Annotated in this window: 17 protein-coding genes and 1 pseudogene; 13 read left to right on the top strand and 5 right to left on the bottom strand. The window is 33.6% G+C overall.

The genetic code is table 11. From position 1 onward, the window contains the following. Positions 1–119 (top strand): annotated as a pseudogene (locus BU804_RS11815) (IS982 family transposase); the annotation flags it as partial. A gap of 67 nt (positions 120–186) precedes the next feature. Here BU804_RS11815 and BU804_RS01920 read toward each other — a convergent pair. The 3 genes from BU804_RS01920 to BU804_RS01930 all read right to left on the bottom strand — a co-directional run bounded on the left by BU804_RS01920 (position 187) and on the right by BU804_RS01930 (position 4,716). Continuing rightward, a complete protein-coding gene (locus BU804_RS01920) occupies positions 187–1,500 on the bottom strand; it encodes a hypothetical protein (RefSeq protein WP_075882763.1) in 1,314 nt (437 codons plus the stop codon). Continuing rightward, positions 1,500–2,441 (bottom strand): hypothetical protein, encoded by a 942-nt coding sequence (locus BU804_RS01925; RefSeq protein WP_075882764.1) that lies wholly within the window; start codon positions 2,439–2,441, stop codon positions 1,500–1,502. Before BU804_RS01925 ends, BU804_RS01920 begins: the two co-directional genes overlap by 1 nt. 418 nt (positions 2,442–2,859) lie before the next feature. Beyond that, the gene (locus tag BU804_RS01930; protein WP_075882765.1) at positions 2,860–4,716 is read right to left on the bottom strand and encodes a hypothetical protein; all 1,857 of its coding nucleotides are present in this window, start codon (positions 4,714–4,716) and stop codon (positions 2,860–2,862) included. 325 nt (positions 4,717–5,041) lie between these two features. Between BU804_RS01930 and BU804_RS01935 the strand changes: the two genes are divergently transcribed. The 5 genes from BU804_RS01935 to BU804_RS01955 all read left to right on the top strand — a co-directional run bounded on the left by BU804_RS01935 (position 5,042) and on the right by BU804_RS01955 (position 10,002). Then, complete coding sequence (locus BU804_RS01935; protein ID WP_075882766.1) at positions 5,042–6,424, top strand: UDP-glucose dehydrogenase family protein; 1,383 nt, start codon at positions 5,042–5,044, stop codon at positions 6,422–6,424. Next, positions 6,421–7,305, top strand: coding sequence for a polyprenyl synthetase family protein (locus BU804_RS01940; RefSeq protein ID WP_075882767.1), 885 nt, complete (start codon positions 6,421–6,423; stop codon positions 7,303–7,305). The genes BU804_RS01935 and BU804_RS01940 overlap by 4 nt, the downstream gene beginning before the upstream one ends. A 171-nt stretch (positions 7,306–7,476) precedes the next feature. Beyond that, positions 7,477–8,130 carry a sugar transferase gene (locus BU804_RS01945; protein ID WP_075882768.1) on the top strand — a complete coding sequence of 218 codons (654 nt, stop codon included), beginning with the start codon at positions 7,477–7,479 and terminating at the stop codon, positions 8,128–8,130. Positions 8,131–8,218: 88 nt separating this feature from the next. Further along, positions 8,219–8,737: a hypothetical protein gene (locus tag BU804_RS01950; RefSeq protein WP_075882769.1), complete on the top strand. Its 519-nt coding sequence runs from the start codon at positions 8,219–8,221 to the stop codon at positions 8,735–8,737. Next, on the top strand, positions 8,734–10,002 hold the full coding sequence (locus BU804_RS01955) for a replication-associated recombination protein A (protein WP_075882770.1): 1,269 nt from the start codon (positions 8,734–8,736) through the stop codon (positions 10,000–10,002). The genes BU804_RS01950 and BU804_RS01955 overlap by 4 nt, the downstream gene beginning before the upstream one ends. On the opposite strand, the gene BU804_RS01960 is transcribed toward BU804_RS01955, so the two are convergent. Further along, a complete protein-coding gene (locus tag BU804_RS01960) occupies positions 9,997–10,500 on the bottom strand; it encodes a hypothetical protein (protein WP_052236402.1) in 504 nt (167 codons plus the stop codon). The genes BU804_RS01955 and BU804_RS01960 overlap by 6 nt on opposite strands. Before the next feature lie 374 nt (positions 10,501–10,874). On the opposite strand from BU804_RS01960, the gene folD reads away from it, so the two are divergent. Continuing rightward, positions 10,875–11,753: a bifunctional methylenetetrahydrofolate dehydrogenase/methenyltetrahydrofolate cyclohydrolase FolD gene (folD, locus tag BU804_RS01965; RefSeq protein WP_075882771.1), complete on the top strand. Its 879-nt coding sequence runs from the start codon at positions 10,875–10,877 to the stop codon at positions 11,751–11,753. Beyond that, positions 11,750–12,823 carry an FAD:protein FMN transferase gene (locus BU804_RS01970; RefSeq protein ID WP_079988562.1) on the top strand — a complete coding sequence of 358 codons (1,074 nt, stop codon included), beginning with the start codon at positions 11,750–11,752 and terminating at the stop codon, positions 12,821–12,823. Before folD ends, BU804_RS01970 begins: the two co-directional genes overlap by 4 nt. 208 nt (positions 12,824–13,031) lie before the next feature. Here the strand turns inward: BU804_RS01970 and BU804_RS01975 are convergent, their stop codons facing one another. Next, on the bottom strand, positions 13,032–13,280 hold the full coding sequence (locus BU804_RS01975) for a hypothetical protein (protein ID WP_075882772.1): 249 nt from the start codon (positions 13,278–13,280) through the stop codon (positions 13,032–13,034). A 399-nt stretch (positions 13,281–13,679) separates the two neighbouring features. On the opposite strand from BU804_RS01975, the gene BU804_RS01980 reads away from it, so the two are divergent. The 5 genes from BU804_RS01980 (at position 13,680) to BU804_RS02000 (ending at position 18,582) form a co-directional block, all read left to right on the top strand. Continuing rightward, entirely contained in the window at positions 13,680–15,044 is a 1,365-nt protein-coding gene (locus BU804_RS01980; protein ID WP_075882773.1) for a hypothetical protein, read from the top strand. Positions 15,045–15,219: 175 nt separating this feature from the next. Next, positions 15,220–16,344: a DNA polymerase III subunit beta gene (gene dnaN / locus BU804_RS01985; RefSeq protein WP_075882774.1), complete on the top strand. Its 1,125-nt coding sequence runs from the start codon at positions 15,220–15,222 to the stop codon at positions 16,342–16,344. 8 nt (positions 16,345–16,352) lie between these two features. After that, positions 16,353–17,432, top strand: coding sequence for a DNA replication/repair protein RecF (recF, locus tag BU804_RS01990; protein ID WP_075882775.1), 1,080 nt, complete (start codon positions 16,353–16,355; stop codon positions 17,430–17,432). Positions 17,433–17,608: 176 nt separating this feature from the next. After that, positions 17,609–18,070, top strand: a complete 462-nt coding sequence (gene smpB, locus BU804_RS01995; RefSeq protein WP_011176252.1) for an SsrA-binding protein SmpB — start codon at positions 17,609–17,611, stop codon at positions 18,068–18,070. An 89-nt stretch (positions 18,071–18,159) separates the two neighbouring features. Further along, a complete protein-coding gene (locus BU804_RS02000) occupies positions 18,160–18,582 on the top strand; it encodes a 23S rRNA (pseudouridine(1915)-N(3))-methyltransferase RlmH (RefSeq protein WP_075882776.1) in 423 nt (140 codons plus the stop codon). Positions 18,583–19,171: the final 589 nt, after the last annotated feature.

Raw genomic sequence — 19,171 nt, forward strand, 5'->3', positions numbered from 1 at the left:
GAAATGCCGGAAATTTTTTAATTAATCTATTAGCTGGGATTGTTGCTTATACTCACCAACCTAAAAAGCCATCGATAAACTTAGCAGAGCAGCATCGCTTATTGTTAATGGCTGCCTAAAAACCCAAAATTCAGGTTACTATAATTTATGTTTGTGGCTTTTTCTAAAAAGACAAAAACTTTATTTTTAATTTATCTCATTTAATTTCAACTTTAATCTTTTAGCCGCGGAGACAAATCGATCTAATCTCGAACGATGACTAGAGCGATTTCGAATGATTAAAGGAGGCGTTAAAAGTAAGTTTGTTAACTTCTCATTATTTTCGATTAACTCGTTATATAGCATCCATAACACCATTAATGAGGGGCCACGATCCATTCCCTGCTTGCAAGTGATATTCATTGATGAAGGTTTCCACTTCTCTTGAAGAGAATTTAAAATAGCAAGATAAGTAATTTCAATAAAATCTTGCCTTTCTTGCCGATTCAAAAGACGAACGTTTTTAAATATGACAAAATGGACATGGTTTAAAATTTCCTGCAATGTTTCTTTCCAGTTCCCAGGTTCTAAATGTTTTGACCAAAAATAATGGCTTTCGATTCCACACATTTTATTTAAAAAAATTTCTTTAAACTCTTCACTATCAAAAATTTCAGGATAATCAGATGCATGTTGCCAATAAAAAGAGGAATTTTTATCAAGCGTGATAACTGATAAATTTTCTCTCTTATCTTCTAACCTCTCCAAGGCTTTCGTCAAAGCTCCTTCTCTTCCTTTTCTTTTCATCAAATTCACATAGAAGTGATGAGGTTGATTTTGTAAAAAAAATAAGAATTCTGGTGAAATTTGAGGTGTTGACCAAAAACCGCGTGATTGACAAATCGGTTGTCCTAGGCGAATTAACCTTGTCTCTTTAACCAAAGTAATAAAGGCAGGAAGATTTCCTTGGAGAAATTGATCTTCAAAAGGCGCTTCGTGCTGAATACTGCGAAATTGGGGATGATTATACAATTCTTTTTGAGTTTCTACTAAATAAGAATAAAGATCGCGTTGAGGAGGATTAATAAAATGATAAAGAAACGCTTCCATTTCTGGTTGTAAATTAACATGTAAAAATAAACAATTGACAAAGTCTTCGAAAAATTTTTTAGAATTTTGTTCCTCTTCCCTGTCATGCCCAGAAAATTGGGCTAATTGCCTAATTTTCCTTAGAAATAATTCGTGAGAAGATCGAAGTTCCTCCGCTTTTTCAAAAGTTTTTTCAATCTCTTCCAAAAGTGATCGGATATCTGTATTGTAATTTGTTGCTGTTGCTTGTTGAACACGCTTATATAAAGGATGAGTTAGAACGTAATGTCTTAATTTGATTTTATATTGTTTATAGATAGAAGACTCAAAAACATTTTTAGATTCTTCTATGAATTTCGCTGGCAAATTGTACCAACCAATGAAAATGAAGCAAACAAATGTTAATCCGATCAATACTTTCTTCAGAATCATTATTCTACGTTACCTGTCGATTGAGAAAAAGTGAATTTTTGATCTAAAATCAATGATAGTTTTTTTTCTAGATGATCTATCAACTCTCGAGAGTATTGAGGATACTTGGAAGAAAACCATTTCTGGAGTTTTGAAGCTACTTTAACAATATTTTTTTGATAAAATTCTGGTTGTTTCATCCGCTCATCGACGATCAATTTCCCAACATCTAAGTGAAAAACATTATTTTCTCGGCAGCCGATGTTATGCATAATTCCATAATCTAAATCATAAATCCCTTTTTGATATTCAGAAAGATATAGACCTAAGACTTGGTCGACGCGTTGTTTTGCGATTGATAAGTTACCTTGATTAAGGAGATAAGTTAAAACTTGGCTTAATATTTCACCTTTTTCTTGAAGGATGTAAGAAACAGTTTCTAAATTTAGTTTTCTTTTTTGATTACCTTTATCGACTAAAGTAATCCATTTAGAGAGGTTTGAGGGGTTGAGTTGAATGAATATTAACCCGCTCTCTCGTTTAAGGAAATCGTAAGCTAGTTTATGTCCCTTCAAAACCCTCATTAATTTTTGCTTTTTTTTAGCAATATGTTTATCTCTATAATTTTTGAATGGATAAGAGTTGGGAAGTTTTTTTACTAAATAACTTGGTTTGAAGCGTTTAAATTTAAAAAATTTCAATACATATTTTTGATCTTCGCTAGAGAAAACATAAGATTGTCCACCTTCGCCTAAGTAAGAGAAAGGTTGTTCTAGAATTTTATCAATCTTAGCAAGCTCTTTAGGAATCGCTGCGATTTCCCATTTAAATTCATAACGAGCATGTGAAGTGAGATTCCTGGAATCCAGTTCATCTTCTAAAATTAGAAAATAACTGATTAATCCTATAGAAGCAAAGGCTAGAATCCCCCAACCTAAGTTTTTAAATCTAAAAAATTTCATTTTACCTTAAATCCAATAGAAATGATTCAAATTAAGGCCAAAGTCTATCAAACTGTTTCTTCTTATATTTTTCTCAAAATAACTGCTGGATAAAAAAATGAAATTATTCAGCAATTAACGTTAAAATAATAATTATTAGGGTATTTTTTGACAAATTAGAAGATGGATAAGTTTGATAAAAAAAGAAATGGAGGAGTTTTTTTAACTTACACAGGACGACGACTCATCCAGCTAAAGAAAAATCTATTTTAGATTTTTACAAACAATAAAATTAATAGCACTGCCCTTAAAAAATTTAAAAGAAATTTAGTTAATCCCCTTATATAAATGAACTGAGAAAATAAATTTTAAGGATCAATATCCCACTTAGTTTAAACTTTTGCCTGCTTTTGAACTCTTTGCTAAACTCCTAATAAATTCATTCATTCATCGGCATAACAGAAACAGCACCAAATGCACCGTCGTCGGATGCAACAATTACATCAGGCATACCGTTTGATAGAGTACCTAATGTAGAAGTTTCAGATGTGGAAGCTGTGGGTACTGAGGAACTTTCAAGTCTATCAGCATAAGGCGTTTCTTCTTTTTTCATCAAATGCCCTAATTGTTTTTGAACAAATAATAATTGGTTGTTCGTTTTGATTGCTTGATCAACTTTGTGTAATAATGCATCCATTTGTTGTTCTTGTTTTGCAATAATACTTTCATCCACACCAGATTGGTTTCGCAAATTGACTTTAATCTGTTGGAGTTCTATTTGTTTAGATTGCAGTTTTCTTTGAATATTTTGGAAACTGTCAAGTTGCCTAAATAATGCTTTAAATTCTTCAAAAAACAGATTTCTCTGTTGATTGTAATAAATTTCTGCTTCTGACGTGCTTGAGCCTTTATCTTTCAATTGAATAAGAGCTTGTTTACTGGATAAGTAATTAATCACAACTACTGGTAATTCAAGACCGCTCAAATCAGCTTCCCCCTTTTTCAATTCCTCAAGTAAAGTCTCAAACTTCTTTTTGTCTTGTGCTATTATCCCTTGCACTAATTCATGTTGTTCAATTTCTTTTTGAAGACTATTTATTCTAACTTCAAATGAATTCATTTCGTTCTGTTGTATTTTAATATAAGCGTTTACACCACCTTTCATTTTTTTTATTACTTCTATAGAAGTCAAATTGGCCACTGACACGTTAGCATTTAATAACCGACTTTCTTTGGATACTTCCGCCTTTTCTCGTTTAGCTCGTTTTAACGCGATTGTTCCATCTTCTCCCATTTCTCTTGTATATTTTTTCTTGAGGGATTGAGTTACATCAACTTCACCAGCCATGACACGTTCTACCCCAACCACTTTGTGAGATTCTGGATCGCGTGCATAAGTCAAATTAAAGCTTGTAGTTTCAGTCTCTATTTTTCCATCAATAGCTCCTTTTTGAATAGATCTTGAAACATGATAAACAGCTAAAAGCGCTTCATTCTCGTTATTTGCATTAGAGAAAAACTCTCTTGTCAACTTTAAATGCATTTTTTCAGGAGGATCAGTTTCAGTCTTTAATTCAACTACATAATCAACGCTAACTTTAAAAAGTCCTACCCCATGGTCATTGACATAACGTTCAACTTTATAATTAGGAATAATATTATTTCTTTCCGCTTCTTTAAGTTTTTCATCTAAACTTGATTTAATCTTAACAGTCGCATTCTCAAAACCAGCAACTTGTTTTGCTTTAGCAATTGCATCTGTTAACATCCGCTGAGGGGGAACATTAATATTTGTATTAACTCCCATATCTTCGATTTTATATGTTTCCCCTGCCTGCAAGGGAGCTGTTTGGGTAAACTGTAATTCGATATCACTTTCAACATCAGATTCAATCACTATATCAGAGTTATCAGTTCCAATCGTCCTAGAAGCATCTTCTAAATCTTGAATAGGGTCATCATCATCTACCAACGAAGAAGAGGTATCTGGCAAATTGCCATCAATGATTCCATCTTGTGGAGTAACAAGTGGGGTAACAGCTTGATTAATTCTTGTAACCACATCCTGATCTATGGGAGCTAATGTCACACTGAAATCGCTTATTTCAAATGAGGTATCGGGTGGCCCTTGTATTTTTGGTGTCGCAACCAACGAAATCGTTGAATCATCACCTGTCAAATCTGAAGTTCTATGTCCCCCTATTTTTCCCCCTTTGTAAACCTCTGAAGGGGGTGGCGAATTATCTGAAATAGAAGAAGTATTTCGAAAAGGAGGCTGCCAATTGGAAACAATCATATATAAACCTATTTATTAATTTCTAATTTTTATTTTATCATAATTAACTATTGATCATCAACAAACAACTAACAGATAAATAAAATTAAAAATCATAATAAAATAATAAACGATAACAATAAATAATACATATTTCATGCCAATTTGCTATTAATTTTTCTAGATGAAATTCAGAAACCTTTCATCTATTTTTTTCTCTGATCGAAAACGTATTTATTCAAAAATAAACAACTTTTAAATAAATACGCTGTTTTAAAAACTATAAGCATGCAGCAAAAACGTTAAGTCAGTATAATAGTTACTTTATTCGAAAGAAAGGACATGTATGAATCTTCTTATTATTGGCGTAGGATATGTAGGGTTGGTGACGGCCACTTGTTTTTCCGAAATGGGTTATTATGTCACTTGTTTGGATATTAATAAGGAAAAAATTGAACAATTGAAACTAGGCATGATCCCTATTTATGAGCCTGGGTTGGATGAAATGGTAAAACGCAACATAAAATCTAAGCGTTTGACTTTTACAACCAATTACTCCTCTTCAGTTCCTCTCGCTAATATTTGCTTTATTGCTGTTGATACACCTACAACGCCGCAAGGGGGAGCTGATACTTCTCAAGTTGAATGTGTTGCAAAAACGCTGGGAGAGTTTATCAATCATTATTGTATTATTGTAACGAAATCTACAGTTCCTGTTGGAACAACGCATCGAGTTTCTGCTATCATTCAAAATGCTTTAGAAAACAGAAATTGTCATGTGGAGTTTGATGTCGTTTCTAACCCTGAATTTTTAAAAGAAGGAAATGCCGTTCAAGATTTTATGAAACCTGACCGAATCATTGTAGGATCGGATCACGCTCGTTCAGCCAAAATCATGCGTGAGTTATATTCTCCTTTTATGCTTAATCATGAACGCTTACTGGAAATGGATATCTTATCGGCAGAACTAGCAAAATATGCGGCTAATGCCATGTTAGCGACACGTATTTCCTTTATGAATGAAATGGCAAGTTTATGTGAAAATGTGGGGGCGAATATTGGGTGGGTTCGTAAGGCAATGGGGGCTGACGATCGAATTGGACATAAATTTTTATATCCTGGTGCAGGTTATGGTGGATCATGCCTGCCAAAAGATGTAAAAGCACTAATTACTCAAGCAAAAGAATTGGGCCATCCTCTTTCTTTATTAACGGCAGTGGATGAGATTAACCAACACCAAAAACATATCGTAGGACAAAAAGTTAAAAATTACTTTGCCGATCAGGGAGGACTTAAAGGAAAAACCTTCGGAATTTTAGGCCTTTCATTCAAGCCCGATACAGATGACATGCGAGAAGCTTCCTCTTTAACTTTAATTAAAGATCTCATTGCAGAAGAAGCTCTATTAAAAGTTTATGATCCAATCGCTATTCCGAAAGCTCAACGAATACTTTCAGCTCATACTTGCATTACATGGTGCCAAACAGAACTCGAAGTAGCTGATCAAGCAGACGGCTTAATTTTAATGACAGAGTGGAAGCAGTTTCGATTCCTCGATTTTCCACTACTTTTAAAACGCATGAAAGGAAAAGCTTTTTTTGATGGACGTAATCAATATCATCCGGAGGAAATGGCACGTAAGGGTTTCGATTATTTTAGTATTGGACGATCTGCAGCGTACGCAGAAGATCTCTCACTTCAAGTTGGAAATATAGGTGGCGATGTATGATTGATGTTGCCAATTATTTACAAACACAAAGTCAGCTTATTGAAAAACGCCTGGATCAACTCGTCTCCAAACGTCACGGCCCTCACCAAAATTTAATTGAAGCTGCTCGTTATGCTCTTTTAAGTGGAGGAAAAAGGCTACGTCCAATTTTAGCTTTGACAACTGTTCAGACACTTCACGGAGATATTCAAGAAGCTTTATCTCCTGCTTGCACATTAGAACTTATCCATACTTATTCTCTTATTCATGATGACTTACCTTGCATGGATAATGATGATTATCGAAGAGGAAAACTGACTGTTCATCGCCAATATTCAGAAGGCCACGCCGTTTTAACAGGAGACTTTCTTTTAACATATGCATTTGAACTTTTAGCGACCGATAAATATTTGACATCTGAAAAAAAAGTTAAACTTATTACTATTTTATCCAGACAAAGCGGATACGATGGAATGATTGGTGGGCAAGCCTTGGATTTAGCTAGCGAGGGACAAAAAATTAATCTTGAAACCCTTCGGTTACTTCATCGTAATAAAACAGCTGCTTTGATTACAGCATCTGTTGAATTCGGAGGAATTTTAGCAAATGCAACAGAAGAACAGCTCACTCATATCCGAGAATTTGGTGAAAATATTGGGCTGGCTTTTCAAATCACTGATGATATCCTTGATATCACATCAAGCGAAGCCAAACATGGACGAAAAATTGGGTCTGACATCTTAAAAGATAAGTCGACTTATGTATCCTTACTTGGAATAGAACAAGCCAAAGCATACGCTTTAAATTTTTATCAAAAGGCCATTAATGCTTTAAAACTACTTCCCTATGATAATTCTTTTCTAATACATTTAGCTGACTTTATTATTCATCGTCATTATTGACTGATTTCAATCAATTTTTTAAGTGATTTGGTATTTTTTCTGAATTTTTATAAATTGACGATTATTTTAAAATTGATACTATTATAGACCAATGAAAAAATAATTATTATAGTCCTTGATGGTTGCGAATAGGTAGTTTTTTTAGATAAATAGTATAAGGAAAATGTTTTTATGAATTCGGTAAGCTCTGCGCACTCCTATCAAATTAGACATTATCCACTTAAAAGAATTTTTGATATTACCTTTAGTGTTTTTTGCTTACTACTGGGAGTGCCTATTTTTTTAACCATTGCTTTGGCTGTTTGGCTAACGTCTCCTGGAAAAATCATTTATTCTCACGAGAGAATTGGTCGCGGAGGGAAGTCTTTCCAATGTTATAAATTTCGCACCATGTATCAGGACGCAGACAAGCGATTAAAAGACATTTTAAATAAAGATTCTCATCTTAAGAAAGAATGGGACAACTGCTTTAAATTAAAAAACGATCCTCGAATTACTTCTATAGGAATTTTTTTACGAAAAACATCTCTTGATGAACTTCCTCAATTTTGGAATGTCCTAAAAGGAGATTTGAGCGTCGTAGGTCCTCGTCCAATCGTGCAAGCTGAAGTGGATAAATATTTAGGTTTAAAAGCTTATAAAATTTTATCCATTAGACCTGGATTAACAGGCCCCTGGCAAGTCTCCGGTAGAAGTGATATTAATTGTTATCAAAAACGAATTTTATTAGATGAGTATTATGTAGACCACCGCTCAATGGTTTTAGATCTAAAGTTGATTGCCAAAACCATCCCTACTATGTTATTCTCTAAAGGTGCTTATTAATTTGATCTTTGTTTTTTTTACTCAAAAATACTTGCTACTAAGCGTTATTAACTTTAGTCTCTATATTTAGCTTTTTATAAAAACAATCATGGGTCGTCTAAGTTTATTATTTTTTTATACATTGAGCCTAACACTTATTTTACCTATTTTATTACCGCACCTTCCCCTCTTATATTTCGCTCCATTTCTAGTTATAGCCATCTATAAAAGAGAAAAGATCGATTGTTTATGGCTCGCTTTTCTTTGTGGTTTATTTGTAGATTTACTCTCTTTTCAAATGAGATTAGGATTTTACGCCTTAAATTATATGTTAACCATCGAACTCTTATACTATTTTAAACGTCATTTTTTTGAAGATGGATTATATACCGTATCCATTTTGACAAGCTTGTTTAGTATTTTATTTGTTGTCATCCATGTCACATTGTTTTTTATGTTTGGTCATGGACTCAAGTTAACGGGTGCTTGGGTAAAAAACGATTTAATTTGGATGCCGATTTGTGATGGCATTTATGCTCTCTTGGTTTTTAGCTTACCTTCTCTTTTTTTACCCAAAAGACAGGTTTTTAGAAGAAATAAAGTGATTTTACAAAGAGAGAACAAATGATAAAAAAAGTTCTACCTCTCGCTGAACAGCTACGGCCTAAAAACTTAAATGATATTGTCGGGCAGGACCACATTTTAGGAGAAAACGGGTTAATCACTAAAACGATTGAATCTCAAATACCCTTATCAGTTATTTTATGGGGGCCACCAGGCTGCGGTAAAACCTCTATTGCTCGCCTTTATGCGCAAGCATTCAATATGCAATTTATTTCGATGAGCGCGATATTTAGCGGTGTGGCGGATTTAAAAAAAACGATTAAAGAAGCACAAAATCAACCTCTTTTTCACAAAGGAACTCTTTTATTCGTTGATGAAATACATCGGTTTAATAAATCTCAACAAGATGCTTTTCTTCCTTTTGTTGAAAATGGAACGATTATTTTAATTGGAGCTACCACTGAAAATCCTTCTTTTTATTTAAATGGAGCTTTATTGTCTCGGCTCCGAGTCTTGCCGATTTATCCCTTAGATGGATTTAGTCTCGAGCAACTTTTAGAACGCTATGAAAAACAATTCGCACCATTGCATCTAACTGCAGAAGCTCGTCATTGGTTAATTACTTGTGCGCAAGGCGATGGTCGTTATCTATATAACTTAATAGAAAATTTAAGATATGCCTCAAAGCAAATTTTAGATATCCCTTTACTTGAAAAAATTTTGCAAAAACGCTCTCCCCTTTTTGATAAAAGTGGGGATCAACATTATAATCTCATTTCAGCATTGCATAAGTCTGTGAGGGGATCTGATCCAAATGCCGCTATTTATTGGTTCACGAGAATGTTAGAAGGTGGTGAAGAACCTCTTTTTTTAGCCAGACGTTTGATTCGCATGGCAGTTGAGGATATTGGATTGAGTGACCCGCAAGCCCTTCCCTTAGCAATTGCAGCAAAAGATGCTTATGAAATGTTAGGTTCTCCTGAAGGAGAACTTGCCCTCGCAGAAGTCGTCATTTACCTTGCTTTAGCTCCCAAAAGTAATGCAGTCTATCGCGCTTTTGGAATGGCAAAAGAAAGCGCTTCTAAAACAAGCTATTTAAACCCTCCTTTAACAATTCTCAACGCGCCAACTAAAATGATGAAAAACTTAGGTTATGGAAAAGACTATCAATATGATCCTGATTTACCAGAAGCATTTTCCGGACAAAACTATTTTCCTGACAGCTTAGAAAAGCAACGTTTCTATGAGCCTGTCGAAAGAGGGTTTGAACGCGAGCTTAAAAAACGATTAGAATATTTTGAACAATTGCGACTTAAAAAGAAATTATGAAGGTGGTGAAGTTTCATGTTCCAAAACCTTTTTGGCAGAAGATTGTTCTTTGCGAATGCAATCTATAAACATTTTACTTTTAGCTAATTGCATCTTATCTAAAAGAATTTGAATTTGATTTCCATCAGTAATGCCGTGATTTTTTAAAACTTTCGCAAAAATCTCATAAAGAGTTTCTCGATAAATTTTAATAGCAACATCCCGTTGACTAAGATCTTTAAAAGGATTCGGATCTAGTTTAGAAGCTTTTTCGGCCACAATTTTCTCTAATTCTTGCCCTTTTTGAGCCAGCTCTTCTGCAATTGCCCTAGCTTGCTGCTCCTGAATATTAGATTTAAGTAAAATTTTTCTGACAAGGATCTGGGGAAAATAAGCCATCAACTCCTGCTTAGTACATACTGGTGACTCGACATCTAAATCCGCATGCTCGGTAGCACCAATGAGCTGAAAGCAACTTAACGCAATTGTACAATAGACATACGAAATAATTTGCTTCATGTTAATTCTCCTTACATTCAAACTTTAGAATTTCATTGATAGGTGCCTTATTTAAAGCGCTTTCATTGATGCTCGCTTGTCTTATTTGTATCAGCTGGCTTATTTTTTCTTATTGTGGTTTTTTTACATTAAATTGACTAGAAAATTACAACATTCAATATAAAATTTTGGAATTCAAACAAATTTATGAAGAATTTCTAGGAAATTTTGAATATCTATAATCTCTAAATGACTCAATTATTTTAAGCAAGAAAAACAAAAATTTTAATTATTTTTTCACGAGATAAATAAAGCATTAAAATTTAACTTCGACTCTTTTGAGGTTAATAAAAACTTGCTATAATAATCTACTTGAAAAGAAACGAGGAAATGAAATGATTATTGATGGAAAGCGAATAGCAGAAGAAATTCAACTGGAAATCAAAGAACTTATCCAACAATCTCTCTATCGCCCTCCTTGCTTAGCTGTTTTAATTGTGGGTAGCCATCCTGCCTCTCAAATCTATGTCAATCGTAAAACTGCAGCTTGTAAAGCGGTTGGTATTGCTTCTATCAAGTGTGAATTACCTTTCACGATTTCTGAAGAAGAATTAATTCGAGAAGTCGAAAAGCTCAACACCGATCCCCAAATTGATGGAATTCTTGTTCAACTTCCTCTACCTCCTCACATCAACTCTAATCGGGTTAATTACCATATTAATCCTCAAAAAGATGTCGATGGTTTTCATCCTCTCAATGTTGGGAAAATGCTGATTGGCGAATTAGATGGTTTTTTACCCTGCACTCCTTTCGGCATTAAAACATTGTTAGAACGCACTGGCATTGAAGTCTGTGGGAAACATGCTCTGATTATTGGACGAAGCAATATTGTGGGTAAACCAATGGCAGCTTTGTTAATGCAATCATATCCTGGAGGAAATGCAACCGTTACAGTAGCTCATCGATATACCAAAAATCTCAAAGAACTCTGTTTACAAGCGGACCTTATTATCGTAGCCATAGGCCAACCTAAATTGATTACAGCAGATATGGTCAAAGAGGGGGTCATTATTGTCGATGTAGGTATTAATAAAATTCATGATTCTTCCAAAAAAAATGGTTACCAAATTGTAGGAGATGTCGATTTTGTTAATGTAGCTCCCAAGTGTGCTTTTATCACACCAGTACCCGGAGGTGTAGGACCAATGACAATCGCTATGCTTTTATATAATACTCTATTAAGCTATTCGAAATCGCAGAATTTAAACTTGTGAATACAATCCATTTATTTACTTATATTTGCTCCTTGCAAACTTTTACTGCCAAATTTCGCTCTTTATTTATTCTTATTTGGATGAGTTTTAGTTTTCTTTTGATGGAAGGTTGTCAAACTTCTCAATCTGAAGTTGTAACCATTTTTCAAGATGTCGTCATGACAGTACAATACCGCATCCTAGTGGGGAATTCTGTTTCAAAGGTAGACAAAATTCGTATTCAAACGATCATCGATTCGACATTTGAAGAAATTGATACCATCTACAATAAATGGAATCCCCAATCTGAAATTTCTCGGTTGAATTCTTTAAAAGCCTATCAAACTATTCCTCTTTCTCCTCAATTATTTCAATTATTTAAGCAAATTGATACACTGGTAATTTTATCTGAAGGGCTTTTTGATCCAACGATAGAGCCGTTGCAAAAACTTTGGAAAGAAAAACTAAACTCTCAACAGCTTCCCTCTCCAGATGAAATAGCTCTCATTAAACCCTCTATTGGGTGGAATAAGATTCATTTTGAAAAAGGACTCTTTTTTAAAGAAAATTCTTTGACAGAACTTGACCTAGGGGGAATTGCTAAAGGTTTTGCTATTGATTTGTTAATTTCTCGCTTAAATGAAGCTGGATTTCCCAATCTTTATGTAGAATGGGGAGGAGACATTCGGACATCAGGCCGCCATCCTGCAAAAAGGCCCTGGAATATTTATATCAGTCATCTCGATAGTACCGATCCTAAAGATGCGATTGCCTTTTTATCCCTCAACAATCAAGCAATTGCCACGAGCGGAGATTATTTCCAATACTGGACAGTCATAAGTAACAACGAATTACAAACTTACTGTCATATTTTTAATCCTTTAACACTCTCCCCATTAAAAATTCGTACAGGGTCTATTGCTAGCGCCAGTTTAGTCGCAAACGATTGTTTAACTGCAGATGCACTTGCAAAAGTCATGATGTTATTTGATTCTAAAGAAGAAGCAGAACAATGGGTAAAAAAAATGCAATCGCAAATCCCTTCCTTAGCTTATTGGATGTTAATTCGAGCCTCTTCTAATCCCAAATAAAATCTTTAAATTCTGGGTAACAATCAATGTATGTTAAAAAAGAATTATAAACTTCAAATTTCAAAAGCCATTTTCAAATTTTCAGTAAAAACATTGAGTAGAGAGAAGCTCTAAGTTACAGGCTCAACAAAGTCTGTAATTATTTATTTTTGAAAGGTATGGCTAAGCCATACTCGCAGTTTAAGTAACAATTTTTCGTCGATTTAGATTAACTAGAATGACGATGACTTAAAACTTCTAAAAGGGATTCATAACCTCTAGTAAATTGCTGGCGAAAAACACGTTGATCTGCATAAATATGAGAACGTAAGTTTTTTGCATACACTTCAAAAGGTTCCCATTCTGATTGATGAAATTCTTCTAAACTATCTAAAATAAACTCTGCCAATTGATCAATTTCGTTGTGTTGCCTTTTGGAAGAAACAGGTTTTTGATTATCGTGATTTGGATGATTCATTTTGTTCTCATTTATTTCATTTAAGCTATTTAAAAACAGAAATAAAGCCCCTTGCCTTACTTCACTTTTTCCCTAAAATCGCATTCTTTCCAAACATTCATGCAATCTTGATATTAGTCTCACCCTATTTCAAAAAAAATTTTTTGCTTAATTTTATTATTATTTCATCTATAAATTAAAAACAAAATTCAATGCAATTATTTTTTTTATTTATTTTTTAAACCTTTATAATTTGATTAAAAATCCTTAATAGCGATAAAGTATATGTAACATGCAATTTATTTTTTGTTCCATCTTTTCAAATCAATAATTTCAATCAATAATCTTGTGATTCATGGGAATGAAATTTTTAAACATCCCCCGAAACTTCAGTAATTTTTTGTTAAAATAGGTGTGCCAATGAATATGCCTCCAATAGGGCGTAAAACTAAAATTGTGTTAAGTGATTATCCTTACAAAAGAGATATCGAAAATCGTTTATTACTTTCACATTTAAGTATTCTAGAAGTCAAAATCTTGCAAGAAATCCTTCACTCTTCCCTGAAGATCTCTATTAAAGAGTTAGCAGAAGAATTAGAAATTTCTTCACCTATACTGATTTCGCACCTAGATAAACTTAGTGCAACGAAATTGTTCAAACGAAATGAGTTGACTTTAATTGTTGATAAAGAAGTGCGAAAGTATTTTGAAATTCAATTAGAAAAATTTGAAGAAGATTTTGAACCTAATCTAGAATTTTTGCAAAGCCTTCTTAATAAAGTTCCTATTCACGTTCTCCCTGTTTGGTATGCTATTCCTAGAAGCTCAGATCACATCTTTTCTTCTATTATTGAAAAATACTTTCAAACACCCAAAATGTATCGAGAATATTTAGGAGATCTTCAATTTGAAGATCCTATTTTAAAAGAAATAATGAAAGATGTTTACGAAGCGCCAGATTTTACTATAACCGCGGTCGCTCTTATTGATAAATATAAGCTCTCTAGAGAAAAATTCGAAGAGAATCTTTTACTACTCGAATACTACTTTGTTTGTTGTTTAAGATATAAAAAAGTTGGTGAGTACTGGGAAGAAATTGTTACTCCTTTTCATGAATACCATGAATACCTTCTCGTTAAAGCTCAGAATACACCAAAAGCAATTGCTGATAAGTCAACAATTCAACATACACTTTCTACAGAATTTGGATATATCAAAGAAGTTGAAACTATTCTTTCTAATTGTAAAAGTAAAAAAGAACTACATCTTCTATCAATGAATTATTTATCTAATTCAACAGAATTTAAATCACTAATTGATAAACTCGTTTATTTTGGTTTCCTAAAAAAAATTCAAGATATGGTGGTTGCAACTGAAAAAGGAATGCTATGGTTAAAAAGACCTCCCATTGCGCAAATGACTTCACTTGCTTGGGATTGGTTAAGCCAACCTTTCGAAGCAGACGATTTATCAATTTATTGGAATCCACGTAATTTTCGTTTAATTGAAAAATATCTTAAGCAATTCAAATATCATGATTGGGTTTATTTGGAAGATTTCATTAAAAGTTTTATGGGCCCTATGGGAGATCGTGGACCTATCAATCTTGTTAACAAAGGAAAAAAATGGAAATATGCTCTTCCCGTTTACCAATCGGAAGAGCTTAATTTTATTCGGGAAGTGATTACCAAAACTCTTTTCCAACTAGGGATTGTTTCAACAGGAATACATCAAAATCAAGTCTGTTTTACTGTCACTGCATTTGGACATCAGTTTATCCACTAAAAACTAACCACAATTAACTTTTTGCGTATGTAGCCAACAAAAAATCTAATTTTGAAATTAGCACATACGTAAATTTGCGCTATGTAGGATGGAAGGGAAAAAGATCCTTGACACAGAGCAAGTAATCTCGTATCTTCAGTCACCAAACTTATCAGAAATAAAGAGGATTGAGATTATGAAATTTGCTATCTCCACTCAAGAACTTAACTATCTCATTAGCAAAATCCTAAATGTTGTTGCTCAAAAACCGACAATTCCTATTCTATCTAATTTTCTTATCGAAGCTTATAATGATGAATTAATTTTAACTGCTACTGACTTGACAGTGGGTATTCACTGTCACACTGAAGCTAAAATTTTCGAAGAAGGATCTACGACACTTCCAGCTAAGCGCCTTTCTCAATTAGTTCGAGAATTAACAGCAGTCAATGTAGAGATCTCTACTAATACCAATGAAATTACAACCATTATCGCTGGTAGTTCACGTTTCAAATTAAATGGCATGAGTAAAACAGACTATCCATCACTACCTGATCTTTCTCAATCTCATACATTTGAGATGAAACAAAGTGAATTAAAAGATTTGCTTTATCGTACCTCTTTTGCTGTTTCAAAAGAAGATAATCGCTATGTGTTAACCGGTGTCTTTATACAAATTGCTAATGGAAGTATCACTTTCATTGGAACAGATGGAAAGCGATTAGCTCGAGCAAGAGGCGTAATAGATAATGATCCCTCTTTCAGCGGGCAAGCCATTATTCCAATTAAAGCAGTAGACGAAATTCTTAAAAATTTAACAGATGAGGGAGAAGTTAAAATTTCATTAATGGCAGATAAAATGGCTATTGAAGCCAATCAAATGCGAATTTTAACCAAGCTCCTGTCGGGTGATTATCCTGATGTCAACCGAGTGATTCCAGAAAAATCAGAAATTATTGTCACCCTTCATCGAGAAGAGTTATCAAGCTTGCTTCGACAAATTTCTCTTTTTACAGCAGACCATAACCACTCTGTTCGATTTACTTTTATTCCGGGAGAATTGAAACTAACAGCAAACACAATGGACATTGGAGAAGGTAATGTCAGCATGCCCGTCAATTATGATGGTCCGAAGCTCGAAATAGCCTTTAATCCAGGTTTTTTTATTGATATCTTAAGACATTGCAAAGGAGAAACAGTCATCATGGGACTTACAGATGCCTACAATCCTGGTATCATTACAGACAGCGCAGAATTAGCGAATTCGTTAGACGCTTCTCCTCTTTTTGTAATTATGCCGATGCGCTTGTCAGAAGATTAAATAGAATTATGACCCTTCGCTCTCTGTACTTGCAACATTTTCGCAATTATGAAGAAGCTTATTTGGAATTTAGTCCTCAATTCAATTTAATTTGTGGGCCCAATGCTAAAGGTAAAACAACTCTTTTAGAAGCTATCCATTGCTTAATGATTGGGCGTTCTTTTAGAACTTCTCATTATCCTGATTTAATTCAGCAACAATTTGAATCTTTTTTCTTAGAAGCTCAATTTTACAAACATGGAATCGAGCAAACACTTAAATTTGGCTTTCATACTACCGATCGTAAAATCATTTATAACAGTACCCCTTTAGCCACCCTATCAAATTTGTTAGGCCTCATTCCAGGGGTTATCATCACTCCTGATGATGTTCAATTAGTCAAAGGTTCACCTCAGCTAAGACGTCAATTTTTAGACATTCAAATTGCACAAGTCGACCCTCTTTATGTTCACCATTTAAATCGTTATGGACGAGCTCTCAAGCAACGCAATCATCTCCTTAAAATGAAACAACAAATATCGATTGATAGCTGGGAACAAGAGATGACACATTCAGCGGCTTATTTAATTCAACAAAGGTACCAAACAATTACTCATTTACAAAACCTTGCTCAAAAGTATTATCATTTATTGTCGGGGGAAAATGACCTTTTAACGCTTGAATATCGATCGATCGCAAATAGCAATTTGTCAATCGATGAAATTAAAAAGCTTCTTGTTAAACAACTCTGTAAAAATAGGCAAAGAGAGATGCAGATTGGCTATACCTTAAGTGGCCCTCATAAAGATGACTTATTTGTCGCGATTGGAGGGCGAGATATTCGTTATTTTGCAAGTGAAGGACAACAAAGGAGCTGCGTGAATGCTTTGCATTTCGCAGAGTGGAGTCGATTACATCAAAGAGGAGATGGCGATTTCCCTTTATTTATGATTGATGATATAGGAATGAGTTTAGATTCAAATAGAAAAGATAGATTGGTTGAACAATTGCAATCTGTTGGACAGGTTTTTTTAACCACAACTGATCCTAAATTTCTCGATTATATAGATGTTGATAAAAAAATTTTTACCCTCCCTTTTTATAACTAAATATCAGAAATAACAGTCGTTTTAATTCGTTAACAATAGCTGAACTTAAAAGAATAGCTTACTATCAAAAAAATCGTGTGACTTATATCTTTAATTCTTTAAAATTTACTTCTATATTTAACTTTGCTTAGGCAGAAACGACTATAACTTCATTTAACACCCGATGATTAACTAATATGAAAGATAAACACAGTGACCTGGTTTCAAACCGACGGGCCACTCATGATTATGAAATTTTAGAAACATTTGAAACTGGTATTGTTTTACAAGGGACAGAAATTAAATCTATTCGAGATCATGGAGCAACTTTGCAAGATGCCTATGTAAAAGTAATTCACAATGAACTTTGGCTTATTGGATGTAACATTGCTCATTATCGTTTTGGCAATATTCATAACCATGAAGAAAAAAGAGATCGCAAACTGCTCATGCACAAAAGAGAGATCAAAAAATGTAAAGGAGCCATACAAGAAAAAGGCCTTGCATTAATCCCCTTAGCTTTATATCTCAAACAGGGGCGCATTAAAGTTCGCATAGCTATTGCAAAAGGGAAAAAATCTTTCGATAAACGTGCCGATCTTAAAGAACGAGATGACAAACGTCAAATGCAACAAGCACTTAAACAACAACAGTACTAAACTAAATTTGGTTTGTATTTATCTGGAATTTTTTTTTATTTTTTAGGAAATATGGGAAAAATGAATTCAACGCCAAACAATGGAAGTTTATGCTTAAACTACGAATTTTATCCGTAGGAAAAACAAAAGAAAAATGGCTAGAAGATGCTTTTAATGAATATCAAAAAAGACTGAAAGCAAATTTACAAATCGAATGTCTGTGGGCTAAAGATTCTTACCAATTGTTTGAATGGACTCAAAAAGAATCTCTGATCATTTGTTTAGATCCTACTGGACGTTTGTTGACAAGCGAAGCATTTGCTACTTTTTTCAGTAAATGTTGGGAACAAGGAGGATCGCGATTGACCATTGTGATAGGTGGTGCAGAGGGTTTACCTTTAGAGTTGAAACAACATTCTATACTCATTAGTCTATCTCTTTTAACATTTACCCATCAAATTACTCGCCTTATTTTAATTGAGCAAATTTATCGCGCCACAGAGATTCTTAAAAATTCGCAATATCATAAATAATTAAAATGAACTTGAATCATTTATAAGGATTCTTTAAATTTTATTAAAATTTAAAGAATTCGAGGCTAAATCTATTCTTAAAAATCAATTAAATTAATTAATTTAATAAATTTTAATTGTTATTTTTATCAAAAACAGTTCAACAATTTTCTAACCCTTCAACAAAATCCAAGATGGGTAGAAAAGCTAATAACTATTTAAAAACTTGTCTTAAATAAGAAGATTTAACAAAGGAAGTTTCAAATATTATGGTTAAAGCTGCCAATCCGAATTGGCAGAGGGAAGGAGTTGTAGAAAAATTCCCAAATATCTGACCATAAAGTATTTAAAGTGTACCGGTATCATTTGAAATACCTAAAAAAAATTTATCAATTATTGAGAATTTATTTTAACACGAGCCGGCAATCTCGCAAATGTCTATGGAATTATTCATACGATTAGCTCCGATTGTTGAACGGAGAAATAAGGAAATGAAATAGTAAAAAATGCTTTAAATGTCGCTCTACTAGCAACGACAAGCTTTTTTTACTATTTCATTATTTTATAAGCAGAGGTAACTATTAATAACAGTAGAAAAAGCGGCAAAAAT

It is taken from the genome of Candidatus Protochlamydia sp. W-9, from assembly GCF_001950615.1.
Classification (GTDB): Bacteria; Chlamydiota; Chlamydiia; order Chlamydiales; family Parachlamydiaceae; genus Protochlamydia; species Protochlamydia amoebophila.